At 60.6% G+C, this 26502-nt stretch carries 30 protein-coding genes and 2 tRNA genes; 9 read left to right on the top strand and 23 right to left on the bottom strand.

The window, feature by feature from the left end; genetic code table 11:
* Positions 1-6: 6 nt before the first annotated feature.
* Genes B9Z34_RS14580 through B9Z34_RS00255 form a run of 10 tightly spaced genes read right to left on the bottom strand, consistent with a single transcriptional unit; the run spans position 7 to position 7930 of the window.
* The gene (locus B9Z34_RS14580; RefSeq protein WP_199220033.1) at positions 7-1347 is read right to left on the bottom strand and encodes a hypothetical protein; all 1341 of its coding nucleotides are present in this window, start codon (positions 1345-1347) and stop codon (positions 7-9) included.
* On the bottom strand, positions 1344-2507 hold the full coding sequence (gene flhB / locus B9Z34_RS00215) for a flagellar biosynthesis protein FlhB (protein ID WP_108426095.1): 1164 nt from the start codon (positions 2505-2507) through the stop codon (positions 1344-1346). Before flhB ends, B9Z34_RS14580 begins: the two co-directional genes overlap by 4 nt.
* Positions 2500-3276 (bottom strand): flagellar biosynthetic protein FliR, encoded by a 777-nt coding sequence (gene fliR, locus B9Z34_RS00220; protein WP_108426096.1) that lies wholly within the window; start codon positions 3274-3276, stop codon positions 2500-2502. Before fliR ends, flhB begins: the two co-directional genes overlap by 8 nt.
* Positions 3277-3293: 17 nt before the next feature.
* A complete protein-coding gene (fliQ, locus tag B9Z34_RS00225) occupies positions 3294-3563 on the bottom strand; it encodes a flagellar biosynthesis protein FliQ (RefSeq protein WP_108426097.1) in 270 nt (89 codons plus the stop codon).
* 11 nt (positions 3564-3574) lie between these two features.
* On the bottom strand, positions 3575-4327 hold the full coding sequence (gene fliP / locus B9Z34_RS00230) for a flagellar type III secretion system pore protein FliP (protein WP_108426098.1): 753 nt from the start codon (positions 4325-4327) through the stop codon (positions 3575-3577).
* The gene (fliO, locus tag B9Z34_RS00235; RefSeq protein ID WP_108426099.1) at positions 4324-4638 is read right to left on the bottom strand and encodes a flagellar biosynthetic protein FliO; all 315 of its coding nucleotides are present in this window, start codon (positions 4636-4638) and stop codon (positions 4324-4326) included. The genes fliP and fliO overlap by 4 nt, the downstream gene beginning before the upstream one ends.
* Positions 4639-4660: 22 nt before the next feature.
* Complete coding sequence (gene fliN, locus B9Z34_RS00240) at positions 4661-4972, bottom strand: flagellar motor switch protein FliN (RefSeq protein WP_108426100.1); 312 nt, start codon at positions 4970-4972, stop codon at positions 4661-4663.
* Between the two features lie 20 nt (positions 4973-4992).
* Positions 4993-5991 carry a flagellar motor switch protein FliM gene (fliM, locus tag B9Z34_RS00245; protein WP_233249352.1) on the bottom strand — a complete coding sequence of 333 codons (999 nt, stop codon included), beginning with the start codon at positions 5989-5991 and terminating at the stop codon, positions 4993-4995.
* A 31-nt stretch (positions 5992-6022) separates the two neighbouring features.
* Positions 6023-6601, bottom strand: coding sequence for a flagellar basal body-associated protein FliL (fliL, locus tag B9Z34_RS00250; protein WP_108426102.1), 579 nt, complete (start codon positions 6599-6601; stop codon positions 6023-6025).
* A 24-nt stretch (positions 6602-6625) separates the two neighbouring features.
* Positions 6626-7930 carry a flagellar hook-length control protein FliK gene (locus B9Z34_RS00255; RefSeq protein WP_233249353.1) on the bottom strand — a complete coding sequence of 435 codons (1305 nt, stop codon included), beginning with the start codon at positions 7928-7930 and terminating at the stop codon, positions 6626-6628.
* Between the two features lie 73 nt (positions 7931-8003).
* Here B9Z34_RS00255 and B9Z34_RS14530 point away from each other — a divergent pair, with 73 nt between their 5' ends.
* The 8 genes from B9Z34_RS14530 (at position 8004) to fliS (ending at position 15229) form a co-directional block, all read left to right on the top strand.
* Positions 8004-8219 (top strand): hypothetical protein, encoded by a 216-nt coding sequence (locus B9Z34_RS14530; RefSeq protein WP_158268685.1) that lies wholly within the window; start codon positions 8004-8006, stop codon positions 8217-8219.
* Positions 8220-8362: 143 nt separating this feature from the next.
* A complete protein-coding gene (flhA, locus tag B9Z34_RS00265) occupies positions 8363-10480 on the top strand; it encodes a flagellar biosynthesis protein FlhA (protein WP_108426105.1) in 2118 nt (705 codons plus the stop codon).
* Positions 10481-10486: 6 nt separating this feature from the next.
* The gene (locus B9Z34_RS00270) at positions 10487-11965 is read left to right on the top strand and encodes a hypothetical protein (protein WP_108426106.1); all 1479 of its coding nucleotides are present in this window, start codon (positions 10487-10489) and stop codon (positions 11963-11965) included.
* On the top strand, positions 11958-12782 hold the full coding sequence (locus B9Z34_RS00275) for a MinD/ParA family protein (protein WP_108426107.1): 825 nt from the start codon (positions 11958-11960) through the stop codon (positions 12780-12782). Before B9Z34_RS00270 ends, B9Z34_RS00275 begins: the two co-directional genes overlap by 8 nt.
* Before the next feature lie 5 nt (positions 12783-12787).
* Positions 12788-13498, top strand: a complete 711-nt coding sequence (fliA, locus tag B9Z34_RS00280) for an RNA polymerase sigma factor FliA (protein WP_108426826.1) — start codon at positions 12788-12790, stop codon at positions 13496-13498.
* A 131-nt stretch (positions 13499-13629) separates the two neighbouring features.
* A complete protein-coding gene (locus B9Z34_RS00285; RefSeq protein WP_233249354.1) occupies positions 13630-14067 on the top strand; it encodes a hypothetical protein in 438 nt (145 codons plus the stop codon).
* Positions 14068-14072: 5 nt separating this feature from the next.
* The gene (locus B9Z34_RS00290) at positions 14073-14717 is read left to right on the top strand and encodes a hypothetical protein (protein WP_199220034.1); all 645 of its coding nucleotides are present in this window, start codon (positions 14073-14075) and stop codon (positions 14715-14717) included.
* A gap of 89 nt (positions 14718-14806) precedes the next feature.
* Positions 14807-15229: a flagellar export chaperone FliS gene (gene fliS / locus B9Z34_RS00295; protein ID WP_108426109.1), complete on the top strand. Its 423-nt coding sequence runs from the start codon at positions 14807-14809 to the stop codon at positions 15227-15229.
* Between the two features lie 26 nt (positions 15230-15255).
* Here fliS and B9Z34_RS00300 read toward each other — a convergent pair.
* From B9Z34_RS00300 to lexA, 10 genes are all read right to left on the bottom strand, one after another.
* Positions 15256-15332, bottom strand: a tRNA-Arg gene (locus B9Z34_RS00300).
* A gap of 105 nt (positions 15333-15437) precedes the next feature.
* Positions 15438-15514 (bottom strand) — tRNA-Pro (locus tag B9Z34_RS00305).
* A gap of 189 nt (positions 15515-15703) precedes the next feature.
* Entirely contained in the window at positions 15704-16963 is a 1260-nt protein-coding gene (locus B9Z34_RS00310) for an acyl-CoA dehydrogenase family protein (protein WP_108426110.1), read from the bottom strand.
* 42 nt (positions 16964-17005) lie between these two features.
* A complete protein-coding gene (locus tag B9Z34_RS00315; protein WP_108426111.1) occupies positions 17006-18091 on the bottom strand; it encodes a phosphotransferase in 1086 nt (361 codons plus the stop codon).
* A 64-nt stretch (positions 18092-18155) separates the two neighbouring features.
* The gene (locus B9Z34_RS00320) at positions 18156-18875 is read right to left on the bottom strand and encodes a Crp/Fnr family transcriptional regulator (protein WP_108426112.1); all 720 of its coding nucleotides are present in this window, start codon (positions 18873-18875) and stop codon (positions 18156-18158) included.
* Positions 18876-18932: 57 nt separating this feature from the next.
* On the bottom strand, positions 18933-19712 hold the full coding sequence (locus B9Z34_RS00325) for an oxepin-CoA hydrolase, alternative type (protein ID WP_108426113.1): 780 nt from the start codon (positions 19710-19712) through the stop codon (positions 18933-18935).
* 24 nt (positions 19713-19736) lie between these two features.
* The gene (locus tag B9Z34_RS00330) at positions 19737-21257 is read right to left on the bottom strand and encodes a 3-hydroxyacyl-CoA dehydrogenase (RefSeq protein ID WP_108426114.1); all 1521 of its coding nucleotides are present in this window, start codon (positions 21255-21257) and stop codon (positions 19737-19739) included.
* 130 nt (positions 21258-21387) lie between these two features.
* Positions 21388-22395 (bottom strand): D-2-hydroxyacid dehydrogenase family protein, encoded by a 1008-nt coding sequence (locus B9Z34_RS00335; protein WP_108426115.1) that lies wholly within the window; start codon positions 22393-22395, stop codon positions 21388-21390.
* 57 nt (positions 22396-22452) lie between these two features.
* On the bottom strand, positions 22453-22791 hold the full coding sequence (locus B9Z34_RS00340) for a hypothetical protein (RefSeq protein ID WP_108426827.1): 339 nt from the start codon (positions 22789-22791) through the stop codon (positions 22453-22455).
* A 120-nt stretch (positions 22792-22911) separates the two neighbouring features.
* The gene (gene lexA / locus B9Z34_RS00345; protein WP_108426116.1) at positions 22912-23583 is read right to left on the bottom strand and encodes a transcriptional repressor LexA; all 672 of its coding nucleotides are present in this window, start codon (positions 23581-23583) and stop codon (positions 22912-22914) included.
* A 117-nt stretch (positions 23584-23700) separates the two neighbouring features.
* On the opposite strand from lexA, the gene B9Z34_RS00350 reads away from it, so the two are divergent.
* Positions 23701-24627 carry an asparaginase gene (locus B9Z34_RS00350; RefSeq protein WP_233249401.1) on the top strand — a complete coding sequence of 309 codons (927 nt, stop codon included), beginning with the start codon at positions 23701-23703 and terminating at the stop codon, positions 24625-24627.
* Positions 24628-24690: 63 nt separating this feature from the next.
* Here B9Z34_RS00350 and adk read toward each other — a convergent pair whose 3' ends face one another.
* The 3 genes from adk to B9Z34_RS00365 form a co-directional block, all read right to left on the bottom strand.
* Positions 24691-25347: an adenylate kinase gene (gene adk, locus B9Z34_RS00355; protein ID WP_108426118.1), complete on the bottom strand. Its 657-nt coding sequence runs from the start codon at positions 25345-25347 to the stop codon at positions 24691-24693.
* A 123-nt stretch (positions 25348-25470) separates the two neighbouring features.
* Positions 25471-26247 carry a 3-deoxy-manno-octulosonate cytidylyltransferase gene (gene kdsB / locus B9Z34_RS00360; RefSeq protein ID WP_108426119.1) on the bottom strand — a complete coding sequence of 259 codons (777 nt, stop codon included), beginning with the start codon at positions 26245-26247 and terminating at the stop codon, positions 25471-25473.
* Positions 26248-26256: 9 nt separating this feature from the next.
* A complete protein-coding gene (locus B9Z34_RS00365; protein ID WP_108426120.1) occupies positions 26257-26463 on the bottom strand; it encodes a Trm112 family protein in 207 nt (68 codons plus the stop codon).
* Positions 26464-26502: the final 39 nt, after the last annotated feature.

Here is a 26502-nt window from a genome sequence, read left to right on the forward strand (position 1 = left end):
CATGACTCAGTTGGGGCTCTTGAGCAATTCTTGCAAGCCACGTGTAGGCCGTACCCAGCTTCTGGGGATGCCGGGACGCTTGGAGGCCTCGTAGCCTTGGTTCAATTCGCTGAAGGGGCCCGAGACGATCACAAAATGAGCCAGCTTTTCACCGGGACGGTAGGCCGCGATGATCTGGGCGTCCTTCAAGGCGGGGTGTTTGCGTTGGATGTCCAGGACCTTTTCGTAGCTGCTGGCCGTGCCGTGCTGCAGCAGGAAGCTGCTGGGGTCCAGTTGTTTGAGCCAGGCCTGGCCTGGTGCGGTGGCTTCCGGCGGCTCGATGGCGGGCGCGGGTGGCGTCACGGCCATGGGGGCTGGCGGGGTGGGGGCCTCGGGTGGCGTGGCGGTTGGGGCGGCAGCGGGCAGGGCGGCCGCCAATTGCGGGCTGGTGAGCGGCGCAGCCGCAACGGGCTTGGTCGATTTCAAGCCAAAGGCTTCGGGTTGAATCCACAGCATCATCAGTGTGGACATGACCAGCGCAAAGGCGATGCCCAGCGCCAGCTTGCTGTTGTGCCGCAGCCATTGGGGCGCATGGCGCAGGCGCTGCCCGGCTTGCTGCCATGAGCGGACGGCAGCGTCACCACGTTGCTGAAAAGTGTTGATCTGGTTTTGCAGGGAAGACGTGCTTGGCTTGTCCGCTTCCGTGCTGGGCTGACCGGCGCTCAAGACCGGGGCCTGAAAGTGCACGTCCAGCTCGGGGGGGCGCTGCTGGCGCTGGATGCGTTGCACCAATTGCTGCACGGCATGGAAGTGCCCTTCGTGGCGTGCCAAGTCGAGTGCGGCCTGGGCCTGGTCTTCGGTGGGCGCTTCGATGTCCCAGCGCAGGATTTTTCGGCCAAAGGCCGACAACGGTGATTTTTGGGCATTGGCGTGGCCCGACATCAGCAAGATGGCCCGGATGTTCGCGCCCGGGAAGTTCTGGATCAGGCGGGCGAGCAATTGGATTTCGCTCTCGGGCAGGGTTTGCGCGTCGTGCACCAGCCAGATTTGGGCCTGGTGGGTGCTGGACGGTGCCTTGACCGCCTGGTTGAGCGATTGGCTGGCCAGCACCTCGTTGAAGCGGCCCAGCAAGGAGTCGATATTGGCCGGGAAGTAGACCTCGATGCGGTGGTCCGGGGCTTGTTGGCGCAAGCGTGCCAGCAGCAGGTTCACATAGTGGTCGAGCAAGGCCTCAAACGGGCAGTAGAGCGCCAGGCTCAGGCCTTCGTGGGCCACGGCGTTGGCGCAGCCGTCGATCCGCATGCGGTCGGCCGCGCGGAAGACGCAGTGGTTCAAGGCAGCGTTGTCGGGGTGGATCTGGATGTTCATGCGCGGGCTCCCGCTTTTTCAAGTCGGCTGCCGTCCGGGTTGAACAGCATGCTGGGCGGGACTTTGACTCGGGGTTTGGCTTGCGGTGGGTTCATGGGCGATGCTGCCTCCAGGCTGAAGACGTAGGCAATCACCTGGGCCACGGCGTGGTAGAGGTCTTCGGGGACTTGTTGCTCGACTTCGGTGGTGAAGTAAATGGCACGGGCCAGTGGCGCGGCTTCGAACAGGTGCACGCCATGGGCCTTGGCTTCTTCGCGGATGAGGGCCGCCATGTGGTCCGAGCCCTTGGCCACCATGATGGGCGCACCGTCGCCCGTGGGGTCGTACTCGAGCGCCACCGCAAAGTGTTCCGGGTTGGTGATCACCACGTCGGCGTCTTTGATGCGGGCCATCATGCGCGAGTTGGCCATCTCGCGCTGGCGGCGGCGAATCTGGGCCTTGACTTCGGGGCTGCCTTCCATTTGCTTGTATTCGTCCTTGACTTCTTGCTTGGTCATGCGCATGCGCTTGTTGAACGAATATTTCTGGTACGGAACATCGATCAGGGCAATGACGGCCAGACTCAAGGCAACCCACAAGGCCGATTTCATGATCATCACACCCGCGGCAGCGAGGGCGGGTTCGAGGCCCATCTGGCCCATGCGGATCAGGTCATCCATGTTGGACATGAGCGACCACCACAGCACGGCCGAGACAAGCGTGAACTTGAGGATGGCTTTGCCCAGTTCGACTGCTGCGTGGGTGCCAAATATGCGTTGGAGTCCGCTGATCAGGCTGAGTTTGGAGCCCTTGGGGGCCACGGCCTTGAGCGAAAACAGATAACCCCCGGTCACGCCCGAGGCCACGATGGCCGCAATCACGGTGAAGACCATGATGGGCATGACGGTGACAAAAGACGAGAGCATTTGATCGCCAAAGTGCGCGGGCAGCAGCAGAGGCTTGTTGATGGTGGTGCGGTCAAACACAAAACCGGTGGCAAACACGGTGGCCATGCGGGAGATCAGCCAACCACCGGTCATCAGCAGCAACATGAGTGCCCCGATCACGATGACGGCAGCGGGCAATTCGGTGGAGCGGGCCACCTGGCCGTCTTCCCGCGCCTTGCTCAGCTTTCTGGATGTCGGTTCTTCAGTTTTGTCCTGTCCTGTGGCTTCAGACATTGGGTACCCCCAACACGTCGCGCACCACGGTGAAGCCCTGGACCCACAACCATTCGATGCGGGCGCCAATGCTCTCCATGGAGATGATCAAGATCAAAAAGCCCGCAATGATCATGGCGGGGAAGCCCACGGCAAAAATATTCAGGCTTGGCGCCGCGCGCGTCACCACGCCCAAACCGATGTTGATGAACAGCAACGAGACCATCACCGGCAAAGCCATCAGGACCGCCCCGAGGAACACCATGGAGCTCCACTGCAAAACACGGCCGTAGACGTTCTGGTTGAGGATGAAAGTGCCAATCGGCAGGGTGTTGAAAGACTCGGAGATCAGACCCAGCATGATGGCATGACCACCAAAGCCAACGAAGATCAGGGTCGACATGACGATCATCAGCTGGGAGATCACGGGCACGTTGCCCATGTTGGGGTCCATCATGTTGGCCATGGACAGGCCCATGGCCGCCGCGATGCTTTGGCCGCCCACGACCATGGCGGCCACCACCACCTGGAGGATGAGGCCCATGACCGAGCCGATCATGATCTGGTTGAACACCTCCACCAAACCGGGGGCGGTGGACGGGTCGATGACTGGCCAGCTGTGCAAGGGGTAGACCAGCCAGGCCAATACCAAAGCCATGAGGATGCGCAGGCGCAGGTTGAAGGCGTTGACCGAAAAAATCGGGGCCGTGATCATCAAGGCCGAGATGCGCAGCATCGGCCACAGAAAGGTGTAGAACCTTTCGACGATGTCTGCTGCGAGGAAATTCATGGCCGTTCTGTCCGGTTTCAGGAGAACAAGGTGGGGATGCGCTGGAAGATGGTGCGCGTGAAGTCGATCAGGGTGACCAATTGCCAGCTGCCGAAAATCAGCAAGGCCAGGGCCAGCGCGATCAGCTTGGGAATGAAGCTCAGCGTCATTTCGTTGATCGAGGTGGCCGCCTGGATGATGCCGATCACCAAACCCACGGCCAGGGCCACGCCCAGCAAGGGGGCGCAAACCAGCACGGCTGTCCACAGGGCATGGCGCCCCAAATCAATGACCATTGCGGTGTCCATGGTCTGCTCCTTTAAGGCATGGCAAAGCTGGCAGCCAGTGAGCCCATGATCAGGCTCCAGCCATCGACCAGCACAAACAACATCAGCTTGAAGGGCATCGAAATCATCATGGGCGAGAGCATCATCATGCCCATGGACATCAAGACGCTGGCCACGATCAAGTCGATGACGACAAAGGGGATGTAAATCAGGAAACCGATGGTGAACGCGCTTTTCAACTCGGAGGTGAGGAAGGCCGGCACCAGCGTCATGAAGGGTACATCCTGCGAGCTGGCCACGCCTTTGTTGCGGGCGATCTCCATGAACATGGCGATGTCGTCTTCACGGGTTTGCAACAGCATGAAGGCGCGGATCGGTTTTTCGGCTGCGGCCAGGGCTTTGTCGAACGACATCCCCTGGTTCATGTAGGGCAGCAGGGCATTTTGGTAGACGTCGTTCAGCACGGGCGACATCACAAACAGGGTCAGGAACAGCGACAAGCCGACGATGACCATGTTGGGTGGGGTCTGGCCAGTGCCCAAGGCCTGGCGCAGGATGGACATGACGATCACGATGCGCACGAAAGCGGTCATCATGAGCAGCAGCGACGGCAGCACCGACAGGGTGGTCATCAAGGCCAGCAACTGCAGCGTGATGCTGTACTGTGTGCCTTTGCCCGTGTTGGTGCTGGTGATGGCCGGCATGTCGGGGGCGGCCTGCGCCAGGATGGGCAGCAGCCCCAACAAAACCGTGAGGATCAGGCCAATGTGGAAAGAGCGCTTCATGGTTGGGGTGTTCCAGAGGCGGTGGCCTGCGAAGCGTCAGAAGCGTCAGGCCAGGGGGTCAATACGGTCATTTGTTGGGCGGTCACGCCCACGAGGATTTCACGGTTGTCGATCCGGATCAGCATGATTTTTTGACGCGTGCCGACCGACAGGGTTTCCAGGGTTTGCAGGCGCTGTGTGTTTTTGCGCAGCAGTGAAGAGCCGTTTTGCAGTTTGCGCAGCGTCCACAAAAGCGTCAGCAGCAAACCAATGACGAAAATGAAGCTGAACAGGTATTGCAGCCAGTCTCCCAATGTCCATACCGAGTTCATGCCCAGGCCGCTCCGCTCCGGGTCAGAGGTTGTCGAGTCGTTCGGAGGCGGGCACCACGCGCGTCAGGCGGATGCCATAACGGTCGTTGACCAACACCACTTCGCCTTGGGCCACCACGGTGTTGTTCACCAGCAGGTTCAGGGGTTCGCCTGCGATGCGGTCGAGCTCGACCACGCTGCCCTGGGTCAGGCGCATGAGGTCGCGGATTTTGATCACAGCCCGGCCCACCTCGATGGACAGGGTGACGGGGATGTTTTGCAGCACATCGCCGTGGATTTGGCCTTTGTCGGCAGCTTCGGTGCTGGATTCGGCGGTGGGGGTCAGTTCGCTCATGGGCGCTCCTCGATAGGGGGTCAGGCGTGGGTGTTGGGGCTGATGGCTTGGACGATCTTGACCGCCACCTGGCTGCCCAGGGCACCCACTTCAACATCGTAGACCGGCATGTCCTGAATCAGCGCTCTGGCCGATTCTGGCTTTTTGAATGGCAAAACATCGCCAGCTTGCATGGACTGCAGCTGCTGGAGCGACAGCTGGAGCTTGCCCAGCAGGATCTGGATTTCCAGGTCCGCGTCCTTCACGGCATCGGCCAGCTGGCTGCGCCAGACTTTGTCGGATTCTTCGTTGCCGTCCCCGGTTTGCACGCGGCTGCGCAGCAAGTCGCGCACGGGCTTGAGCGCCACATAGGGGATCACCATGTCAATGAAACCGGCCCCTTGGGCGGTGGCATCGGACTCAAAGCGGCTGAGAACGACCAGGTCGTTTTCATCGGCAATCTGGGCGAATTGGGGGTTGATTTCGGAGCTCACATGCTCGAAATCGATGGCTGCCACGGGCGACCAGGCCTCTTTGAAGGAGCGAAAGAAGACCTGCAAAATGATTTTGATGATGCGGGTTTCGGTTGGTGTGAACAGCCGACCCGGTGGCAGCTGGCCCACGCCGCGGCCAAAACCGCCAAAGAAACTGTCCAGCGAGCTGAAGACCACGGTCGGCTCGATCACCACCATGGCATAGCCACGCAAAGGCGCCATGCGGATGATGTTCACCGACAAGGGCGCTTTCAGGTCCTTGATGTAGTCGCTGAAGCGAACGATCTGGGCGCGGCTGGGGTTGATGCGGGGGCTGGTGCGCAGCACTTCGAGCATGCCCAAGCGGAACATGCGGATGAAGCGCTCGTTGATCATGTCCAGCGAGGAGACGTTCACCCCCAGGCTGCTGTCTTCTGCCGCCAGATCGTGCTTGCGCACCTGGGCATCCAGGTTGTAGCCCGTGTCGACGTCCAGACTGCCGTCGCTGATGCTGGCCGACAAAGCGGCCAGTTCATCCGGGGACAACAGGGGTTGGTTTTCAGCCATGGTCAGGGTTTCTTTTCAAGAGCTTGTGGGTTCACTGAACCACGAAGCTGGTGAAGAAAACCTCTTCGATGCCGCCGAAATCTTCGTATTTCTGCAAGACCCCGTTCATTTCTTCACGGATCTTGGCGGCCAGTTCCTTGCGGAACTCGGGTTTGGCCAGGTCGGCTTCGGTCATCTGACGCATCACATCGAGGGCGACCGAGCGCAGCGCGAATTCATGCTTTTTGGCGTTCTTGAAAACCCGTTCGTCGTAGTGAGTCATGATGGCCAGGTTCAACTGGATCACTTTGCGGGTGTTGGTCAGGTTGGAGACCAGGGGCTTTTCCAACTCCATGTAGCTGTTTTCAAAGCGCTGCAGTTCAGGCGATTCCTTGGCCTTCTTTTGGGGCGCGGCCTCGCTCGCTGCCGCTTTGCTGTCGGCAGCACCGGCTTCCATGTTTTTCAGGGCCTGCTCGGCAGCGGCCGTGTCTTTCTTGTCGAAGAAGCCTGTGACGAACATCGTGCCCACGGCCGTGCCGACCAGCAACAAGATGGCTACCAGGGCGATCACCACAATTTTGATCAGAGGCGATTTTTTCTTGCCTTCAACTTCAATTTCTTCGTCTGCCATGTCGATTCCTTGATTGATTGCGTGTCAAACCAGCACATCCCAGCCGTCTTGTCCCATTTTCATGCGCGGGGCGTTGACGGCAGGGGTGGTCGTGGATTCTGAAGCGTTGACGCCGGTATTTGTCGATTTTGACATTTGTCCGGGTGTCGACTCTCCGCCACGTTGTCGGGTTTGCCCGTCACCTACCTGCATGGAAGCAACATCCATGCCCATTTGATTGAGCGTCTCTTTGAGTTTGGCCATGCCGTCTTGCAGCAGTTCTCGCGTTAAGGCTTGCGGGGCCGTGAAAACCGCATCCAGCTCACCGCTGCGCATGCGCATCTCGACCTCGATGTGGCCCAAGGTGGCGGGCCGAAGCGAGAGTTTGAGGTGCCATTGCCCTTTTTCGATCTCGGACAGGATGCGCTGGCCCACCGCTTGACCCATTTTTTCGGCCAGGTTCTGCACGTTTTCGCTGCGTTGTGCCAAGGCGGCGTCGGGTGCGGAGGCGCTGGCGTCTGGGTTCTGGCCATCCTGACGGGCTGCAGCCGCCGGGTCCAGGCGGTGTGAGCCATGGCCAGACAAAGGTGTGGGGGCGGCGCCCGGAGTGGCCGAGGCACCGCCTTCAGCCATGCTCTGGCTCAGGCTTTCCAGCAGTTCAGGTCTTGCCGCCTCGCTCAAGTCCAGTTCGCTCAACGCCACACCGCCTTTGGTACTAACGTTCTCCTTGGTCGGGGAGGGGGCAAGACCATGTCGCAGCATCCAGATGGCTGCTGGAGGGGGCGGGGGCATCATCTGGAACGTCATTTTCGTTGCATCGGGGGACGCTTCGGCTGTTGGGCTGGTGACGCGGGCTTTCTCGGTGGCTTGGCTCATGGCCCACAGTGCGGCGCTGTTCAAGCTGCTTGGTAATGCAGGCGTGTCGGTCTTGAGCCCTGCGCCTGTTTTCATGGGCTCCCCGGGTAAGCTGGCGGCAGAGTCTGGCGCGGTAGCTTCGGGAGGCATGCCTAACGTATTCAAAGAAGTGGCTTGTGGGAGGGGGCTCGCTGCGTCCGCCACGCCAAATGGTCCGCCTTGGGACGCCAAGCCGCTGACCTGGCCGGGCACCGCAGGGGGCATCATGGCCGGTGCGGTGCCCATGAGCCATTGCACAGCGGTTTCGTCCAGACCTTGCGAACGGGCAAAGGCTTCCAGGCTTTGCTCGTCGGGCGCAGTGGTTTCCGCAGTGATCACTTTGAGGTGGGGTCCCAGATGAACGGCTTTGAGCGCATCGTCCCCGAAGGCGACGCCGAAGGGGGCCGGGAAGACCGGGTTCTGGGTCATGGCTTGCCCAGCCATCGGCAGCTGCATCCCATTTTGCGGGGGAGCAGTCATCAAGACAGCTGGCTCTGACAAGCCCGGCACAAGCTCTTTGAGTGGCCCCATGACATCCGACATCACTTGCCCAAATTCGGAGGTGTCTTGGCGTGAGCCTGGCTCGCTTTTGAGCCCCAAATCGATGGGGGCACTGCTGTTGGCAAGGCTGGCGGTATCTATCAAGGCGATGGTCATGGGCGTGTCGTCTGGTCAGGGGTTTCACGGGTTCAAGCGGTTCAGGGGCAGCGGCCATTTTTTGCCGCTGGCGTCTGTGATCACCTGATTGAGCAAGTTGCGCACCAGCTTTGCATGGGTGTGCCGGATCTTGAGATAGGGGTGTCGGTTGGTGTGGCATGCGCCTTGCTTCAGGGTGTTGAAACATTTACACCCCAGCCCTCTGTTCACTCTGTCAGCGCCCATTTCCACATGACCACATTGACCCTGTCAGCCATCCGACAGAACTTTGCCCGCTTCGATCTGGCGGGTTTGGGTTTGCCCGCATTGGTCCTGTTGATCATGGCGATGTTGGTGGTGCCGCTGCCCCCCTTGCTGCTGGACATCCTTTTTACTTTCAACATCATGATCGGCCTGGTGGTGATCATGATCGCCATCGGCACCCGCAAACCGCTGGAGTTTTCGTCTTTCCCCTCGGTTTTGCTGTTTGCCACCATGCTGCGTCTGGCCTTGAACGTGGCCTCGACCCGTGTGGTGCTGGTCAACGGCCACGAAGGCCCGGAAGCGGCCGGCAAGGTGATCGCGGCGTTCGGCGAGTTCGTGATCGGCGGCAACTACGTGGTGGGTTTCATCATCTTCGTGATCTTGATGATCGTGAACTTCTTTGTGGTGACCAAGGGTGCCGGCCGTGTCTCCGAGGTCAATGCCCGTTTCACCCTGGACGCGATGCCCGGTAAACAAATGTCGATCGACGCCGACTTGAACGCCGGGGTGATCGACCAGGAAATCGCCAAAAAACGCCGCGAGGAGCTGGCCCAGGAGTCGGACTTCTTCGGCTCCATGGATGGTGCCTCCAAGTTCGTCAGCGGCGACGCCATGGCGGGCCTGCTGATTTTGATCATCAACATCGTGGGTGGCCTGGTGATTGGCATCAGCCAGCACAACCTGTCGGTGGGCGATGCCAGCCGCATTTATGTGCTGCTGACCATTGGCGATGGTCTGGTCGCTCAAATCCCATCTTTGTTCTTGTCGCTGGCCACCGCCATCATCGTGACCCGGGTGACCACCTCCGAGTCGATGACCGAGCAGGCCACCAACCAGCTGTCGAACGTGCCGGCCCTGTTCATTGCGGCCGGTATCTTGACCATTTTGGGCTTGGTGCCGGGCATGCCGCACCTGGTCTTTTTGACCCTGGCGGCCGCTACGGCCGGGGTGGCTTTCATGGTCATGCGCAAACAAATGCTGCTGCAGCAAAGCTCGGCCGCTCCGGCTTTGCCCGTGAACGAAGCCCCCAAAGAGCTGGACTGGGACGATGTGGAGCAGGTGGATTTGATCGGCCTGGAGATCGGTTATGGCCTGATTCCGCTGGTCAACGTCGAGTCGGGTGGTCAGCTGATGACCCGCGTGAAGGGCGTGCGCAAGAAACTCTCCGCTGAGTTGGGCTTTCTGGTGCAACCGGTGCGCATCCGCGATGCGCTCAATCTGGAGCCCGACGCCTACCACATTGTTTTGAATGGTGTGGTGCGCGGCCGTGGCGAAGTCAAGGTCGGCCGCGAGTTGGCCATCAACCCGGGCAAGGTGTACGGCAAAGTCGAAGGGCAGGCGACCAAAGAGCCCGCCTTCGGTCTGGAGGCTGTCTGGATCGAGCCCGCCTGGCGCGACCAGGCCCGGGCGCTGGGCTACACCGTGGTGGACCCCAGCACCGCCATTGCGACCCACATGAACAAGGTCTTGCGCGACAACGCCTCCGAACTGATGAGCCACGACGAAGCCCAGAAGCTGCTGGACAAACTGGCCGCCAAATCCCCCAAGCTGGTGGAAGAGCTGGTGCCTGCCAAACTGTCCTTGGGCGTGGTCACACGCACCTTGCAGAACCTCTTGCAGGAATCAGTGCCGATCCGCGACATGCGCACCGTCGTGGAAGCCCTGACTGAAGTGTGCGGCCGCACGCAAGACCCCGACCAATTGACCCAATTGGTCCGCCCCAAGCTTGGCCGCATGATCGTGCAAAGCCTGACCGAGAACCGCGACACCTTGTCGGTCCTGACCCTGGACCCTCAGCTGGAGCAGCTGCTGCACAACGTGTTGCAGCAAAACACCAACTCGGCCGGCATGGTGCTGGAGCCAGGCCTCGCCGAAAGCCTGTTTGCCGCGTTGCGCGAGAGCGCCCGGGCCACCGAAGAGCAGGGGCTGCCCGCGGTGCTCGTGGTCTCGCCCGCCATCCGGCCCTGGATGTCCCGTGCCGTGCGTTACCGCGTGAACGACCTCACGGTGCTGTCCTACAGCGAAATTCCGGACGATCAGGCCGTCAAGGTGATCAACACCGTGCAAGCCGATCCACGCAACAACCCCTCTGTGACCCAAGCCTGATAAATCATGGAACTCAAACGCATCATCGCCCGTGACAGCCGCTCAGCCAACGAGAAAGCCATTCAGATGTATGGCCCCGATGTGCTGATCATTTCAAGCCAAAGGGTCGACCAGCAGACCGAACTGATCGTGGCGGTTGACGTGGCCAACAAAGCGGTGCAGCCCCCAGCCAACGCGTCGTCTGCGCTCACATCTCCGGCACAGGACGTGTCCTTCCAGGCGGACAAAGACGCGTCTTTGCCTTTTGCCGAGGTGTTTCAAAACGCAAACTCACAGGCCGCCACAGACCTTGCGCAAGAGGACACGGCGCAAGAAGAAGCCGACCTGGATTTGCAGACGGCTCAGGAAGCTTTTCGTGCACGCAGCCTGCCTGCCCAGCCTCAGGCTGTGGTCACGCCGACCCAGGCGCCGGGCGAGGCCGCCCTGCACCCAGCGGCCATCCAGGCGGCGCGTTATGAACAGCAACGCAGCCAGGAAATCGTCGAGATGCTGCGCCAGGAAATGTCGGCTTTGCGCAAAGAGTTCGCCTTGTCGCGCCAAATGCAATCATGGCAAGCCGCGCAGGGCTTGTCGCCCGATATCCAGAAGTTGACCCTGGCCATGCAGGAAGTGGGCATGCCGGTGGCGCTGCGCAGTTTGCTGACCGACAGCATCCAGGGCCTGGAGACCCTTGGGGAGGCCTGGCCTGTGGTCGAAGGCCTCTTGACCGACGCCATCAGCCGCCCGGCCATGAAGGTGCCTGATGTGGGCGTGCATGCCTTGTGCGGGCCTTCGGGCGCGGGCAAAACCTCGATGCTGGGCCGATTGGCCTACGCCGCAGCCCAAGCGCACGGCGCTGAAAAGCAGGTCATGATCAGTTACGGTGACCAGCGCCCCGGTGCCTGGTCGCAAATCCAGTTGCTGGCTTCGCAAGCGGGTGCCGCGTGCTATCGCGCCGCTGACCTGGCCATGCTGCAGACCTTGCTCGACGAGCTGCAAGGCAAAACGATCTGGATCGACACGCCCGGCACCGATTTTGCGGTCCACGCACAGCAGTTGAAACAGTCTTTTTCGGCCCTGGGCATCCATGCGGTCTTGCCTGTTGATGCTACAGTGACCAGTGTGCAAAAAATCCTCCAGAATTCAGACATGCGCTGGGCTTCCCTGATGCTCACCAAAGTGGACGAAGCGGCCTACCCATGGCCTTTGATCAAGGGTCTGTGCGACCAGCCCTTGGCCGTCTCCTGCATGGCCGAAGACAGCAAAATCAACGTGCCGCCCCTGCGCTTTGGCGCCGAGCGCTTGGTTGGCCTGGCCATGACGCCCTTGCATGCCTTGTTGCCCGAGATCTCGCATGTGCAAGCCGCTGCCCAGCTTGCCAAGGCCGCGCGCAAACCCCGTGTCAAAAAAGAGGTGGCCTTGGCCCCTGAAGTTCAACCCAAGACCCGTGCCGTCAGGCCACGGGCTGTGACGGCCAAGTCGTCTGCCAAAGCTGTTCATGGATAAAAAAAGTTTCCCCCAAGTCATCGGAGTCGCCAGCGGCAAAGGGGGGGCCGGTAAAACCACCGTGTCGATCAATTTGGCCGTGGCTTTGGCCATGCGCGGCCACAAGGTGATGCTGCTGGACGCCGACCTGGGCATGGCCAATGCGCAGATCGCGCTGGGAGCGCATGCGCCTTTCAACATCAGCCATGTGCTCAACGGCAGCAAAACCTTGCAAGAGGTGCTGATCACGACCGCGCAGGGCGTGCGGCTGGTCCCCGGTGCTTCCGGTTTGCGCGACATTGCCGCGCTCGATTCGGCGCAAATCGCCACCATGATCCATGCGTTTGACACCTTGGACGAACCCGTCGATTACCTGGTGGTGGATGTCGCAGCGGGCATTGCGCCTGCCGTGTTGGAGTTCATGGCCGCTTGTCAGCGCCGCTTTGTGGTGGTGTGCGACCAGCCGTCCTCGATCGCCGACGCTTACGGTTTGATCAAGGTCATGGCCACCGAGCAGTCCCTGGACGAGATTTACCTGATTCCCAACATGGTGGGCAGTGCCCATGAAGGACGCCAGCTCTACAGGCGCCTGAACGATGTGTGTACCCGTTTTCTGGGGGTGTCCATCCGTTACTTGAACGCCATTGAGGGCGATGAGTTGGTGCTGCAGGCCTTGCGCAAATACCAGTCGGTGCTCGATTACGCGCCCGGCAGTGCTGCTGCGCGGGATTTCCGTGCGCTGGCCGAAGCGGTGACCCAATTACCACTGATCCAGTCGGCATCCGGGCGGATGCAGTTTTTCATGGAGCGCATGCTCCGTGTTCCAGTGGGTGGGTGAGGCGCATGAGCAGCAACGTCTCCTTGTACGAAGAGGTCGGTAACCGGCACGAATCGCTGATCCTGGCGCACATGCCCATGGTCAAGCGGGTGGCTGTGCACCTGAAGGCCCGTTTGCCGCCTTTCATGGAGCTGGATGAGCTGGTTCAGGTGGGCATGGTCGGTCTGATCGAGGCCGCACGGTCTTTTGACCCCACCAAAGGTTTTGAATTCGAGCATTTCGCACTCAGCCGGGTGCGCGGGGCCATCCTGGACGAAGTGCGCAGGCAATCTTTTTTGCCACGCTCGGCCGTGGCGTTCAATAAAAACGAGAACGAAGCCGTGCACGTTTTGGCCGCCGAGCTCGGGCGTGCCCCCACCCAGGCCGAATTGGCCTTGTACATGGGCAAGGACATCGAGGAATTCCACAAGGAGCGGGGGCAGGCCAAGCGTTTTGAGACCTTCTCGATGGAAGTGGTCAACGACGAGGTCATGAGCATGCCTGGCGACAGCGCCATGCAGCCCGAGGTCATGGTGGAGGAGGCCGAGTTCATGGAGGCCGTGGTCCAGGCGATTGACCAGTTGCCTGAGCGCGAGCGCATGGTCATGTCGCTTTATTACGTCGAAGAACTCAATCTCAAGGAAATTGGCGAGGTTTTGGGGGTCAGCGAGTCCAGGGTGAGTCAAATTCTTTCGACAGTGGTGAAGAAGTTGCGGCAAAATCTGCAAATCTCTTAAAACCATTCAAAACTCCAATGCTCAGTATTTTCAATCGCAACAATCCGGCTGACGAGATGAAGCGCGCCGTGGCGGCGTTTGAAAAAGTGGTGTCTTTGGACTCTGACTCGCGCGAAGCACGGAGCCTGCGGATGCGCATGGGCATGCTTTGTCGCGCACATCTGGACAAAACATTCATTGCAGGGGCTGAACAGACCGCGGCTTGGCAGGAGTTGGCCAGTCTGTCGATCGCAGCTGGCAAGCCCGTGCCAGAACTGCCTGTGCCTTCGAAATTTCAGAAAATACGCGCTGGTGAGTCCGATATTTACGCTTATTTGCCCGAAGAATATGTGACTGAGGCTTTCGCGATGGGTGCGCGGTACCAAAAAATGGAATTGTCCGCACAAAAAGCCATTGAAGCCATGCAGGCCTTGGCGAATCAAATCAGCTATTACGATTTGCGTTTGCAAGAACCCTTCCAGGTCCTGAGTTTCCTGCGTGACGAGCTGGCGGCCGAAGAGGGCTCGCAAGCCAAGGCGGATGGTGCGGATTCCAATGAATCCCCTTCAGGGAGCTCTGGCTCCGTTTGATCTTTATGGAAGCCTTGGTCAATGCCTTGATGGCGATCGGCTTGCTGCTGATCCTGATACTGGTCATCTATCTGATTGACCGTGTCAACGCGATTGAAAAAGAAACCCGCAAGGTGATGACGTCCATCAATGAAAAGTCGGCGCGTGCGGCGGTACCGTTCATGGGCTTGTCTTCCAAAAAACTGTGGGACACCATGACCGGTCGGGCAGCCGAGGGACTTGACGCTGACGCCATCGCTGAGTTGCGAAGCCAGTACCAGGTGGTGCTGTCCAAACACATCGAAGCCCTTTACCAGGAGGGCTTCAAGGACGGGCAGCGTGGTTTTTCGGGTGAGCCAAAAAATACCAAGCAAGTCTCCACCTCCAAGGGGCTGGTGGAGTCGTGGATTCCATCGGCTCAGGCCAATGCCTTGTACCAATGTGGACTGAACGCATCGCAAACCCCGGAGGCGGAGTGGGCCCCAATTCGGGCTTCCATGGATGAAGCCGGGCAATTCTTGCTCAGTAAAACCTTGTTGGATACCGGCAGCCCTTTGTCTGACTGGTTGATGCCTATCCTGAATCCTCCGACTGCCACCGCCCAGGACCCACAAGCTGTTGTGCCTCCAGCAGTAGAGCCCGAAGGTTCGCCCGGTGCTGCGCTGAGGTGAAATAAAGCAAGCTGCAAGGTGGGTCCGGACTCAAGTTTTCCGAGATTCTGCCGATTCCTCTGTTACTGAAGTAGTAAAGAGGTTTTTCCATGCGTGCCTATTCCAAATTTGCTGAGAGTTATGGTTCTGTCCAAGTCACCGCCGGTGTGGCCACGGCGGACAACATTCAGCTGATCCAGATGTTGTTTGATGGCTTGCTGGAGAGTCTGGCGACGGCGACCGGCCACATTCAGAACAATGCCATTGAGGATAAATCCAAGGCCTTGGCGCGTGCAGGTCGCATTGTGGTGGGTCTGCAAGGTGCGCTGGATTTTGAGCGCGGCGGCGAGTTGGCTCAAAACCTGAACGAGTTGTACGCGTACATCACACGTCGACTGTTTCACATCAACGCACACAACGACTTGGCAGCACTTGAAGAGGTCAAAACCCTGATCAGGGACATCTCGCAAGCATGGCAGACTTTGCCCAGTTTGTTGGCAGACACTGGCCGCAAGACGCATTACGCCAACTGATGGCACAAGGCTCGGGCATGGCCGATTGGTCTGCCCGACAGGGATCGAACCTGTGACCCACAGCTTAGAAGGCTGTTGCTCTATCCAACTGAGCTACGGGCAGAAGTGTCAAACAATCCAGAAACACAAAAGGCCCTGACGGGCCTTTTTTTGTGGGTTTGCCTGAGAACAGACTTTGGAATCTTCCTGTGGTTGAGCCATCAAGAAATGGTCGGAGCGGCGGGATTCGAACTCGCGACCCTCTGCTCCCAAAGCAGATGCGCTACCAGGCTGCGCTACGCTCCGACTGCGCATATTCTAACCTCCAAATGGCCTGTTTCAGGCCATGGCATTCAAAAAAGTCCGTTGGTCATGCGCAAGACCCATCGCCAGCGCACTGACAGGGAACGGCCTTGAGCGTCAGGCACTGGAAGGACGCCAATCCAGTGAAAACGGCCTGCAGAGCAGGCCGTTTTTCCGGGGGCTGATGGGTGTTCAGCTGCCGCGTGTCACGGGCATGTTGACATCGCCGGGCAAGCTCAACTGCTTGGCCAATTCCAGCTTGGCCAGCGAATTGCGGTGCACCTCGTCTGGACCGTCGGCCAGGCGCAGGGTGCGCTGGTGGGCGTAGGCATAGGCCAGCGGGAAGTCTTGTGATACCCCACCACCGCCGTGCGCTTGAATGGCCCAGTCGATGATCTGGCAGGCCATGTTGGGCGCCACGATCTTGATCATGGCGATCTCGGCCTTGGCGACCTTGTTGCCGACGGTGTCCATCATGTAGGCGGCTTTGAGGGTGAGCAGGCGGGCCTGCTCGATCATGCAGCGCGACTCGGCGATGCGCTCTTGCCATACGGTCTGGCGGGCCACTTCGCGGCCAAATGCGACACGCTCGTTCAGGCGTTTGCACATCAGCTCGAGCGCCCGCTCGGCAATGCCAATCGAGCGCATGCAGTGGTGGATGCGGCCAGGGCCCAAGCGACCTTGCGCGATTTCAAAGCCACGGCCTTCGCCCAGCAAAATGTTCTCGGCAGGGACACGCACGTTTTTGAGTACGACTTCCATGTGGCCGTGCGGGGCGTCGTCGTAGCCAAACACTGAGAGGGCACGCACCACGGTGATGCCCGGCGCGTTGGCGGGCACCACGATCATGGATTGCTGCTCGTGGCGACCCGCGTCGGGGTTGGTCTTGCCCATCACGATGTAGACCGCGCAGCGTGGGTCGCCCGCGCCGGACGACCACCACTTGCGGCCGTTGATCACATACTCGTTGCCTTCGCGGCGGATTTCGCACTCGATGTTGGTGGCGTCGGACGAAGCCACATCGGGCTCGGTCATCAAAAAGGCCGAGCGGATCTCGCCGCGCAGCAAGGGTTCCAGCCACTGGTCCTTGAGTTCTTCGCTGGCGTAACGCTCCAGGGTTTCCATGTTGCCCGTATCAGGTGCCGAGCAATTGAAGACCTCGGCGGCAAAAGGCACACGCCCCATGATTTCGCACATGGGCGCGTATTCCAGGTTGGACAAACCCTGTGGCGCCCGCTTGGACTTGGGCAAAAACAGGTTCCACAGGCCGGCGGCTTGGGCCTTGGGCTTGAGCTCCTCGACGATTTTGGTGGGCACCCAAGCATTGCCTTTGGCGCGGTTTTCGGCAATTTCTTCAAAGAACCTCGCCTCGTTGGGGTAGATGTGCTCGTCCATGAAGGCGAGCAAGCGGGCCTGCATGTCTTTGACCTTGGGGGTGTATTCAAAATCCATGGTCTCTCTCCTAGGGTTGGGATTCGGTTCTTAAAAATGGGGTCACGCTTGGCGGGCAAAGCGCCAGGCCAACTCGGCCATGGGGCGGGCCCCTGCGCCTGAAGTTTTGGCTTGTTCGCTGGACGCAGTACCGTCTTCGACGCGTTTGGCAATGCCTTGCAAGATGGCCGCGATGCGGAACATGTTGTAGGCCAGGTAAAAATTCCAGTCTTTGGCCAAGGCCTCGGGCGTGGTGAAGCCGGTGCGCTCGCAATAGCGGCGGATGTATTCGGCTTCAGAGGGAATGCCGAGCTCTGCCAGATTGAGCCCGCCAATGCCGCGGAAGGTCCCCGGGCTGATGTGCCAGGCCATGCAGTGGTAGCTGAAGTCGGCCAGCGGGTGGCCCAGGGTGGACAGTTCCCAGTCGAGTACCGCCAGCACGCGGGCTTTGGTGGGGTGAAACATCAGGTTGTCCAGGCGGTAATCACCGTGCACGATGCTGACCAGCGAATCGTCCTTGGCGCTGTCCGGGATGTTTTTCGGCAGCCAGTCGATCAGCTGGTCCATCTCGGGGATGGGTTGGGTGATGGAGGCGGCGTATTGTTTGCTCCAGCGGCCGATCTGGCGCTCGATGTAGTTACCCGGTTTGCCATAGCTGGCCAGGCCTTGCTTGGCAAAGTCGACTTTGTGCAGCGCCGCCAGCACACGGTTCATCTCGTCGTAAATTTCTCCGCGCTCAGCAGGCGTCATGCCGGGCAGAGACTGGTCCCACAGCACGCGGCCTTGCACGAACTCCATGACATAAAACGCGCGGCCAATCACCGACTCGTCGTCGCACAGCGCATGCATTTGCGCCACGGGCACGTCGGTGCCGTGCAAGCCTTGCATCACGGTGAACTCGCGTTCGATGGCATGGGCTGAGGGCAGCAGCTTGGCCACCGGGCCGGGTTTGGCCCGCATCACGTATTGGCGTGAAGGGGTGATCAGCTTGTAGGTAGGGTTCGATTGGCCACCCTTGAACATTTCCACGCTCAAGGGGCCTGCAAACCCGGGCAGCTTGGCCGTGAGCCAGCTTTCCAAGGCCGGGATGTCGAAGGTGTGGGTGCCGGTGACAGGCCGGGTCCCCACGAAATGATCAAAAGCACTCATGGGGTGACCCGTCGAAAATCAAGGGCCGCTGCAGTCAGCGGTGAGATGAAAAAACTGTGGCGCGTCAGTGGTCCGCGTTCACGATCAGCAGCAATGCATCGCGATCGAGCACCACCAAGCCACCGGGCTCGATGCGGATGATCTGCTCGCGTTCCATTTGCTTGAGTTCCTGGTTGACGCGCTGGCGCGACGCACCCAGCAGCTGGGCCAGTTCTTCCTGGGCCAGTTGCAGGCTGATGCGGATCGCCTTGGCGTCCGACAGACTGGGCACGCCGTAGCTGCGCAGCAAGTGGTTGAGCTGTTTGGCCAAGCGCGCGCGCAAGGGCAGGGTGTTGAGGTCTTCCACCAGACCGTACAGCTGGCGAATGCGGCGCGACTGCAGACGCAGCATGGCTTCGTAAAACTCGACGTGCTGGGACAGGATTTTCTTGAAGTCGGCCTTGGCCACGTTGAGCGTGGTCGTGTCGCCGTGTGCATAACAATCGTGCGTGCGTCGGTCCCCGTCGAAGATCGACACATCGCCAAACCAGATGCCCGGCTCCACATAGGTCAAGGTGATCTGCTTGCCCGACACCGAGGTCGAGCTCACGCGCACCGCGCCCTTGGCACAGGCAATCCATTGCTCGGGCGGGTCTCCCCGTGCCGCGAGCATGTCGCCGTCCTTGAAACGTTTGACGTAAGCGCATCGAAGTATGTCGTGACGAAGTGAAGGTGAAAGGGTTGAGAACCAGCGACCACCATTGATCGCCTCTCTTTCCTCCATTGTCAGAATCGGTTCGTCCATGCTCTGTCCTTTGAGTGACTGGGAATCGTTTTTTTGTCGCCTGGGGGACCAGTCGCTTTATTCGTATTCGGGTTTTTGCTTGTTCAGGAATGCGGAAATGCCGATGCCCGCATTGGCGTGGTGCAGGTTTTTGACAAAGTGGTCGCGCTCACGCGCCAGTTGCGCATTGAGGCTGCTGCCGTCGGCATCGCCCAGCAATTCCTTGATGCTGGCCAGCGCATTGGGAGCGCGGGCGTTGAGCTGTTCGCTCAGTTGCAAAGCCTGCTGCAGGGCTTGTCCGGCGTCCACCAGTCGATTCACCACGCCCAGCTGCTGCAAACGTTCGGCACCGATGCGCTCGCCGCACATCAGCAGCTCGGTGGCCAGTTGGCGCGGCACAGCGCGCGACAGACTCCAGCTGCCCCCGCCATCGGGCGACAAGGCAATCGAGCTGTAGGCCATCACGAACACGCTGTTACGGGCGGCCACGATCATGTCGCAAGCCAATGCCAGCGAAAAACCGGCACCAGCGGCAGGACCTTCCACCGCCGCAATCACCGGTTTGGGGAAAGTGCGGATGGCTTCGATCCAGTTGTGCAGGCCTTCGATGCTTTGCGCTTGGTGCTCAGGCGGCAAATGGCGGTTGTTTTGCAGGCGCTGCAAATTGCCACCTGCGCTGAAGATGCCGTTGGCCCCGGTGATGACCACGCTGCGCACATCGGCGCTGGATTCGGCCACGCTCAAAGCTTCGACGCCTGCGGCGTACATCTCGGGACCGAGGGCGTTGCGAAACTCCGGGTTGCTGAGGGTCAAAACCAGGGTCTGGCCTTCGCTGGTGCTGAGCAATTGGGCGGTCATGGGCGTCCTTGGTGTTGAGGCTGATCAGTCTTCGGTGTGCATCAGCGACAGACCAATGGCGCCGCGTCGGCGCAACCAGGGGCTGGGGCGATAGCGTGGGTCACCATAGACCGTTTGCAGGTTGAACAGCACTTCCAGCACATTGGTCGGGCCATAACGGTTGCCCATGGCCAAAGGTCCCAAGGGGTAAGCCAGGCCCAACGTGACAGCCGTTTCCAGGTCTTGCGGGGTGCAGATGCGTTGCTGGCAAATGTCGGAGGCGATGTTCACGATGGTGGCTACCACGCGTTGGGTCACAAAACCGCCGCTGTCTCGGATCACCGACACGGCCTTGCCGTCGCGGGCAAACAGGGCGTGCGCAGCATCGCGCATGTCGGCGCGGGTGGCAGGGTTGGTGGCCAGCACGCGGCGTTTGGTGGCAGCGTCGTCGATCAGCATGTCGATGCCCACCGTGCGGGCTGGGTCCAGGCGTTCGACCACGGCCACCGTGGTGATGTCAAAGCCCAAGGGCGCCACCAGGGTCAGCGCCTCGGGCGATGGGGAGGCACCGGTTTCGATTTTGGCGCCCAGGTCCTTGAGCAGTTGCAGCAGCTCCATGCGGCGTGCTGCGCGGGGCGAGACCCACACGGGAGGGATATTGTCGACCACAGGCACAGGCGGCTCGGCTGGCACTTGGGCCACACCGTCGACATACTTGTAGAAGCCATCGCCGACTTTTTTGCCGACCACTCCACCGGCCAGGCGCTGGGCCGTGATCACGTTGGGGCGGTAGCGCGGCTCTTCGTAATACTGGTGGTAGATCGCTTCGATCACATGGTGCGACACGTCCAGGGCCGTGAGGTCAAACAGTTCGAAGGGTCCGAGTTTGAAGCCCACCTGGTCGCGCAGAATGCGGTCGATGGTGGCGAAATCGGCAATGCCCTCGCTCACGATGCGCAGCGCTTCGGTGCTGTAGCCACGGCCCGCGTGGTTGACGATGAAGCCGGGGGTGTCTTGTGCTTGCACGGGCGTGTGGCCCATCTGACGCGCAAAGTCGGACAGGCGCTGGCAGACCGCTGGATCGGTTTTGAGACCTGCGATCACCTCGACCACTTTCATGAGCGGCACGGGGTTGAAGAAGTGGTAACCCGCAAACTGGCCCGGGCGCTGCAAGGCGGTAGCAATGGCCGTGACCGAGAGCGACGAGGTGTTGGTCACCAGCACAGCGCTGGGTGCCAGCACTTTTTCCAGATCACTGAACAGGCTTTTCTTGATCTCGAGCTTTTCCACAATGGCCTCGACCACCAGCTCGCAGCCCGCTAGGTCTTGCAGCGTGGCAGCGCCCAGCAGGCGGCTTTTGTGACCAGCCACAGCTTCGGCCGTCAGGCGGCCTTTTTCCTGCAGCTTGTCCCACTGCTGAAACACCGCGTCGCGGGCTTTGGCGATGGCTTCGGCCTGCGTGTCGTACAGCCAGACCTGGCTGCCTGCTTGTGCGGCGATTTGGGCGATGCCCCGGCCCATGGCGCCGGCGCCGATGATGGCAACTTTGGAGAATGCAAGGGTCATAAAAAAGAAGTCTTAAAGGGATTCAATATGGCGTCTAACAACTGCTGCCTGCAGGCTCCGGCTTGTACAGCAGAAGAACACCCAAGATTATGGCCTGAGTTCACCTACCAAAAGGTGTGGTCATACAGGCTCAGCGCCGCACTTGCAGAGCGCCGGGATTGACGATGTTGGTGGGGGTGCCTTTGATGAAATTCACCACGTTGTCGAATGCGGCACCGAAATACAGTTCGTAATTGTTTTTTTCGACATAACCGATGTGCGGTGTGCAAATGCAGTTTTCCAGGCGGAGCAGGGCCGAGCCTTGCAAAATGGGCTCGGATTCGAAAACGTCGACTGCTGCCAAGCCGGGGCGACCGCGGTTCAAGGCACCGATCAGTGCGTTGGGTTCGATCAGCTCGGCGCGCGAGGTGTTCACAAACAAGGCGGTAGGCTTCATTCGACCCAGGTCATCGCCTGTGACCAGGCCCTGGGTGGCTTCGTTGAACCGCAAATGCAGCGACAACACATCGGACTCTTCAAAAAAGGCAACGCGACTGCTGGCGGCCCTGTGGCCATGCTGGACGGCCCGCGTGCGAGACTCGTCGCTGCCCCAAACCATGACATCCATGCCAAAGGCTTTGCCGTATCCGGCCACCAGCTGACCAATCTGGCCGTATCCCCAAATGCCCAGCGTTTTGCCGCGCAGCACGGTGCCCAGCCCGAAATTGGCAGGCATCGAGCCGGCCTTCAGGCCCGATTGCTGCCAGGCGCCGTGTTTCAGGTTGCCGATGTACTGAGGCAGTCGACGGGCCGCGGCCATGATCAAGGCCCAGGTCAACTCGGCGGGCGCGACCGGAGAGCCGACACCTTCGGCCACGGCCACGCCGCGTTCTGTGCAGGCGGCCAGATCGATGTGCCCACCCACCCGGCCTGTCTGGGCAATCAGCTTCAAGCGCGGCAGTTTTTCGATCAGGGCCCGCGTGAGCTGGGTGCGTTCGCGGATCAGCACGATGATGTCTGCGTCTTTCAAACGCACAGACAGCTGCCCGATGCCCTTGACGGTGTTGGTGTAGACCTTGGCCGGGAAGTTTTCGAGTTTGACTGCGCAGTCGAGTTTGCGCACTGCATCTTGGTAGTCGTCAAGGATCACAATGTTCATCCCTCCATTGTGCCTTGACGAGGCGACCCCTTCAGGTCAGCCGGACGGCATTGGATGTCAAATGCGGGCCTGTGCGGCTTCCAGTGCGGCCAGGCGGTCCAGTTCAGCGCAGACATCGGCCATGCGCCCTGAAATCACCATGCGACCGGCACCTTTGACCCGTTGATCGCTGTCGGTCACCCGCACAACGCGCAGGGCGGGTGTGGCCACAGCTGGGGTGCGTTGCGGCTGGGGCGCGTTGCGCGCTGCCAGAGGCCCGCACGCTGGCTGGCGTGTGGCCCAGACCGGCCGCAAATAGGCCTTGCTGCGTTGCGGTTTGACCGCAACAGGTGCTGCACGGTGGAGACTGGAGAGGCCTTGAAAAAGACCCGAAAAAGCAAGCAGAGCGATTCCCATGTGAAACCTTTCAAAAGCATGGAGGTTGGACACAGGCAGGATTGCTGAAGAAGCCTGTTGCATCAGGGCTGGCAGAACCATGCTGCCAGCGCCCGCCACCTGATGCAACAAGCAGGTGCTTTACATCAGGAGTGTGTTGCGGATCAGGCCCACGGCCAAGCCTTCGATGTCGAAGGGCTCTTCGGGGTTGACCACGATCGTGGGGTAGTCGGGATTTTCGGGCAACAGCTCGATGCCGCCGCTGGTCTTGCGAAGCCGCTTGACGGTGACTTCATCGCCCAGCCGTGCCACCACAATTTGCCCGTTGCGGACTTCTTTGGTGGATTTCACGGCCAGCAGGTCGCCGTCCATGATGCCTGCGTCCCGCATGGACATGCCGCGAACGCGCAGCAAGTAATCGGGTGGCTCGGCAAACAAGCTGCTTTCAATCTGATAGGTCCGGTCCACATGCTCTTGCGCCAAAATGGGAGAACCGGCTGCAACACGGCCGACCAGCGGCAAACTCAATTGACCCAAGCCGGGCAGGGTGAGGCTGAACAAGTCGGACGGTGCCCGCAAAGCGCTGCGGTTGCTGCCTTTGAGGCGGATGCCGCGCGAGGTGCCGCTGACCAGTTCGATGGCGCCTTTGCGGGCCAGGGCCTTGAGGTGTTCTTCAGCCGCGTTCGCCGACTTGAAGCCCAGCACGCTGGCGATTTCGGCACGCGTGGGTGGGGCACCGGTGTTGGCGATGGTGTTCTGGATAAGTTCCAGAATTTCCTGCTGCCGGGCGGTGAGTTTGGGGCTGTCGGACATGGCGGTCTCCTTGTAGGAAATGGATGAGGCTGTTTTTTCATCCAGTGACTGTATTTTTAACCAGTTTTTAGGGCTGTGCAAGTGGTAAACGCAAAAAAAATTCAAAAAATCGTGGTTTTGGGCACAGGGGGCACCATTGCCGGCACGGCCGCGAGCGCCGCAGACCACACGGCGTACACCGCCGGACAGCTGGGGGTGCAGCAGCTGCTGGACGCGGTGCCGGGCCTGGGTGATGCCCTGCAAGGCGATCAGCTGGTGTGCGAGCAAGTGGCGCAGCTCGACAGCAAGGACATGGACCACGCCACCTGGCAGGTCTTGGCGCAGCGTGGTGTCCACTGGCTCGCGCAGGCGGACGTGGGGGGCATCGTCATCATGCACGGCACCGACACGCTGGAAGAAACCGCCTGGTTTTTGCAAATGCTGCTGCACACCCACAAACCGGTGGTGCTGACCTGCGCGATGCGCCCGGCCACGGCGCTTTCGCCCGATGGGCCACAAAATGTGATCGACGCCATGGCTGTGGTGCGCGACCCGATGGCTCGGGGGGTGTTGGCCGTTTGTGCGGGGCGCATCCACAGCGCCCGTGACGTGCAAAAAGTCCATCCTTACCGCTTAGACGCTTTCAGCTCGGGTGAGGCAGGACCGCGCGGCTGGGTGGAGCAAGGCGTTGTGCGTTGGACAGACCCGGGCGCTTGGCCGGTGGCGCATGCTCATGCCCAGCTGGCGCTTGGGCAGCCTGCTGCCGATTGGCCTTGGGTCGAGGTCGTGCCCAGCCATGCCGGTGCCGACGCGAGACAAGTGGATGCCTTGGTGGCTGCAGGTGTGAAGGGGCTGGTGGTGGTGGGCACTGGCAACGGCACGGTGCACCAGGCCCTGTGGGTGGCGCTCGCCCGAGCGCAGGACCAAGGTGTGGCCGTGCGCGTGGCCACCCGCTGCGCCGAAGGCCAGATTGTGGGGCAACCCGCTTTGCAGACAGCACCACGAGGCCTGAACGCCTACAAGGCGCGGGTGAGCTTGATGCTGGATTTGATGGGCCAGGGCTGAGCTGGCCCCGAAAGCACAAAGCCCCGCAGGGCGGGGCTTTGTGGGGGTGGCTGAGCTGAAGAATCAGCTCGCCAGCGCCTCGAAAGCACGGGCGGTGATGTCTTCCACGCTGCCCGTGCCTTGAATGGCGCGGTATTTGGGGGCGGCGGTGGGGTCTTGTTTGGCCCAGCCAGAGTAGTAGTCCACCAGTGGTCGGGTTTGGGCGCTGTAAACATCCAGACGCTTCTTCACGGTTTCTTCCTGGTCGTCGGCACGTTGCACCAAGGGCTCGCCAGTCAGGTCGTCGACACCAGCCACCTTGGGCGGGTTGAATTTGACATGGTAAGTGCGGCCAGAGGCGGGGTGGGAGCGGCGGCCGCTCATGCGTTCGATGATGGCATCAAAGGGCACGTCGATTTCGAGCACGTAGTCGAGTTTGACGCCCGCAGCCTTCATGGCATCGGCTTGGGGGATGGTGCGGGGGAAGCCGTCAAACAGGAAGCCATTGGCGCAGTCGGCCTGGGCGATGCGTTCCTTGACCAGGTTGATGATCAGGTCGTCGCTGACCAGACCACCGGACTCCATGACGGCTTTGGCTTGCAGGCCCAGGGGGGTGCCGGCCTTGACGGCTGCGCGCAGCATGTCACCTGTGGAGATTTGGGGGATGTTGTATTTCTGGCAGATGAAAGTGGCTTGCGTGCCTTTGCCGGCGCCGGGTGCGCCTAACAGAATCAGTCTCATGGGAAGGTCCTTATCGTTTGAAATGGTTTTGGCAAGACGGGCTTTGTCACCGCTGCCAGATTGTTTTTGAGAATATCACGCCAGGCTCAAAGTTGGCTTACGACGTCTACCCTGGTTTTCAATTCAGCCGATGAGGCTGCGCACACGCGCCAGATCTTGCGGCGTGTCGACGCCGGGGCCGGGGGCTTCGGGCGTCACATGCACCGCGATTCGGTGGCCATGCCACAGGGCGCGCAGTTGCTCCAGCGACTCCATGGTTTCAATCGGGGCGGGCGGCAAGGTCGGAAACAGCGCCAGAAAACCAACCCGGTAAGCGTAAATGCCGATGTGGCGCAGCGGCGCTGGGCTGGGCAAGGCCTTGAAGCCCGAGTCCGACTGGCCCTCACGCCACCAGGGAATGGGGGCACGGCTGAAATACAGCGCCATCTGGCGGGCATCCATGGCCACTTTGACCACATTGGGGTTGGTGAATTCTTCGACCGAGCCGATCGTGTGGGCGGCCGTGCTCATGCTGGCATCGGGCCGCTCGCTCAGCACGCGGGCCACTTCGTTGATGAGCGCGGGTGGCATCAGGGGTTCGTCGCCCTGCACATTGACCACCACCGCGTCATCGGACAAGCCCAGCAGTTGGCAGGCTTCGGCCAACCGGTCGCTGCCGCTCAGATGGTCTTGGCGGGTCAACAGGGCCCGCACGCCGTGGGCGGCGCAGGCGGCCACGATCCGTTCGTCGTCTGCGGCCACCACCACTTGGCTGGCCTCAGACTGCAGGGCCTGTTGCGCGACGCGCACCACCATGGGCAATCCGCCAATATCGGCCAAGGGTTTGTCGGGCAGGCGGCTGGACGCCATGCGGGCAGGAATCACCACGGTGAAGCCGCGTTGCGCTGGGGCATCTGTCATGGTCAATTGTCAGAGCGCAGGACGCAGTGCGGCCAGTCGGTCGATTTCTTCGTCACTCAGGGTGCGGGCTTCGTTTTCCAGCAAGATCGGGATGCCCTTGCGCACCGGATAGGCCAAGCGGGCGCTGCGCGAGAGCAGTTCCTGGCGTTCGCGGTCGAAGTTGAGCGGGCCTTTGGTGACCGGGCAAACCAGCAGTTCAAGCAATTTGGTGTCCATGCCGTCAATGATAACGGGGCCATGGTCCGCCGTGTGGCG

Origin of the sequence: Limnohabitans sp. Hippo3, assembly GCF_003063665.1 — a bacterium.
In the GTDB taxonomy this organism is placed as follows: Bacteria; Pseudomonadota; Gammaproteobacteria; order Burkholderiales; family Burkholderiaceae_C; genus Limnohabitans_A.

Coding starts and splice junctions, on each gene's coding strand:
- B9Z34_RS14580 (WP_199220033.1), bottom strand. CDS start 1,347: ATGAACATCCAGATCCACCCCGACAACGCTGCCTTGAACCACTGCGTC.
- flhB (WP_108426095.1), bottom strand. CDS start 2,507: ATGTCTGAAGCCACAGGACAGGACAAAACTGAAGAACCGACATCCAGA.
- fliR (WP_108426096.1), bottom strand. CDS start 3,276: ATGAATTTCCTCGCAGCAGACATCGTCGAAAGGTTCTACACCTTTCTG.
- fliQ (WP_108426097.1), bottom strand. CDS start 3,563: ATGGACACCGCAATGGTCATTGATTTGGGGCGCCATGCCCTGTGGACA.
- fliP (WP_108426098.1), bottom strand. CDS start 4,327: ATGAAGCGCTCTTTCCACATTGGCCTGATCCTCACGGTTTTGTTGGGG.
- fliO (WP_108426099.1), bottom strand. CDS start 4,638: ATGAACTCGGTATGGACATTGGGAGACTGGCTGCAATACCTGTTCAGC.
- fliN (WP_108426100.1), bottom strand. CDS start 4,972: ATGAGCGAACTGACCCCCACCGCCGAATCCAGCACCGAAGCTGCCGAC.
- fliM (WP_233249352.1), bottom strand. CDS start 5,991: ATGGCTGAAAACCAACCCCTGTTGTCCCCGGATGAACTGGCCGCTTTG.
- fliL (WP_108426102.1), bottom strand. CDS start 6,601: ATGGCAGACGAAGAAATTGAAGTTGAAGGCAAGAAAAAATCGCCTCTG.
- B9Z34_RS00255 (WP_233249353.1), bottom strand. CDS start 7,930: ATGCAGCTGCCGATGGCTGGGCAAGCCATGACCCAGAACCCGGTCTTC.
- B9Z34_RS14530 (WP_158268685.1), top strand. CDS start 8,004: ATGACATCCGACATCACTTGCCCAAATTCGGAGGTGTCTTGGCGTGAG.
- flhA (WP_108426105.1), top strand. CDS start 8,363: ATGACCACATTGACCCTGTCAGCCATCCGACAGAACTTTGCCCGCTTC.
- B9Z34_RS00270 (WP_108426106.1), top strand. CDS start 10,487: ATGGAACTCAAACGCATCATCGCCCGTGACAGCCGCTCAGCCAACGAG.
- B9Z34_RS00275 (WP_108426107.1), top strand. CDS start 11,958: ATGGATAAAAAAAGTTTCCCCCAAGTCATCGGAGTCGCCAGCGGCAAA.
- fliA (WP_108426826.1), top strand. CDS start 12,788: ATGAGCAGCAACGTCTCCTTGTACGAAGAGGTCGGTAACCGGCACGAA.
- B9Z34_RS00285 (WP_233249354.1), top strand. CDS start 13,630: ATGCGCATGGGCATGCTTTGTCGCGCACATCTGGACAAAACATTCATT.
- B9Z34_RS00290 (WP_199220034.1), top strand. CDS start 14,073: ATGGAAGCCTTGGTCAATGCCTTGATGGCGATCGGCTTGCTGCTGATC.
- fliS (WP_108426109.1), top strand. CDS start 14,807: ATGCGTGCCTATTCCAAATTTGCTGAGAGTTATGGTTCTGTCCAAGTC.
- B9Z34_RS00310 (WP_108426110.1), bottom strand. CDS start 16,963: ATGGATTTTGAATACACCCCCAAGGTCAAAGACATGCAGGCCCGCTTG.
- B9Z34_RS00315 (WP_108426111.1), bottom strand. CDS start 18,091: ATGAGTGCTTTTGATCATTTCGTGGGGACCCGGCCTGTCACCGGCACC.
- B9Z34_RS00320 (WP_108426112.1), bottom strand. CDS start 18,875: ATGGACGAACCGATTCTGACAATGGAGGAAAGAGAGGCGATCAATGGT.
- B9Z34_RS00325 (WP_108426113.1), bottom strand. CDS start 19,712: ATGACCGCCCAATTGCTCAGCACCAGCGAAGGCCAGACCCTGGTTTTG.
- B9Z34_RS00330 (WP_108426114.1), bottom strand. CDS start 21,257: ATGACCCTTGCATTCTCCAAAGTTGCCATCATCGGCGCCGGCGCCATG.
- B9Z34_RS00335 (WP_108426115.1), bottom strand. CDS start 22,395: ATGAACATTGTGATCCTTGACGACTACCAAGATGCAGTGCGCAAACTC.
- B9Z34_RS00340 (WP_108426827.1), bottom strand. CDS start 22,791: ATGGGAATCGCTCTGCTTGCTTTTTCGGGTCTTTTTCAAGGCCTCTCC.
- lexA (WP_108426116.1), bottom strand. CDS start 23,583: ATGTCCGACAGCCCCAAACTCACCGCCCGGCAGCAGGAAATTCTGGAA.
- adk (WP_108426118.1), bottom strand. CDS start 25,347: ATGAGACTGATTCTGTTAGGCGCACCCGGCGCCGGCAAAGGCACGCAA.
- kdsB (WP_108426119.1), bottom strand. CDS start 26,247: ATGACAGATGCCCCAGCGCAACGCGGCTTCACCGTGGTGATTCCTGCC.
- B9Z34_RS00365 (WP_108426120.1), bottom strand. CDS start 26,463: ATGGACACCAAATTGCTTGAACTGCTGGTTTGCCCGGTCACCAAAGGC.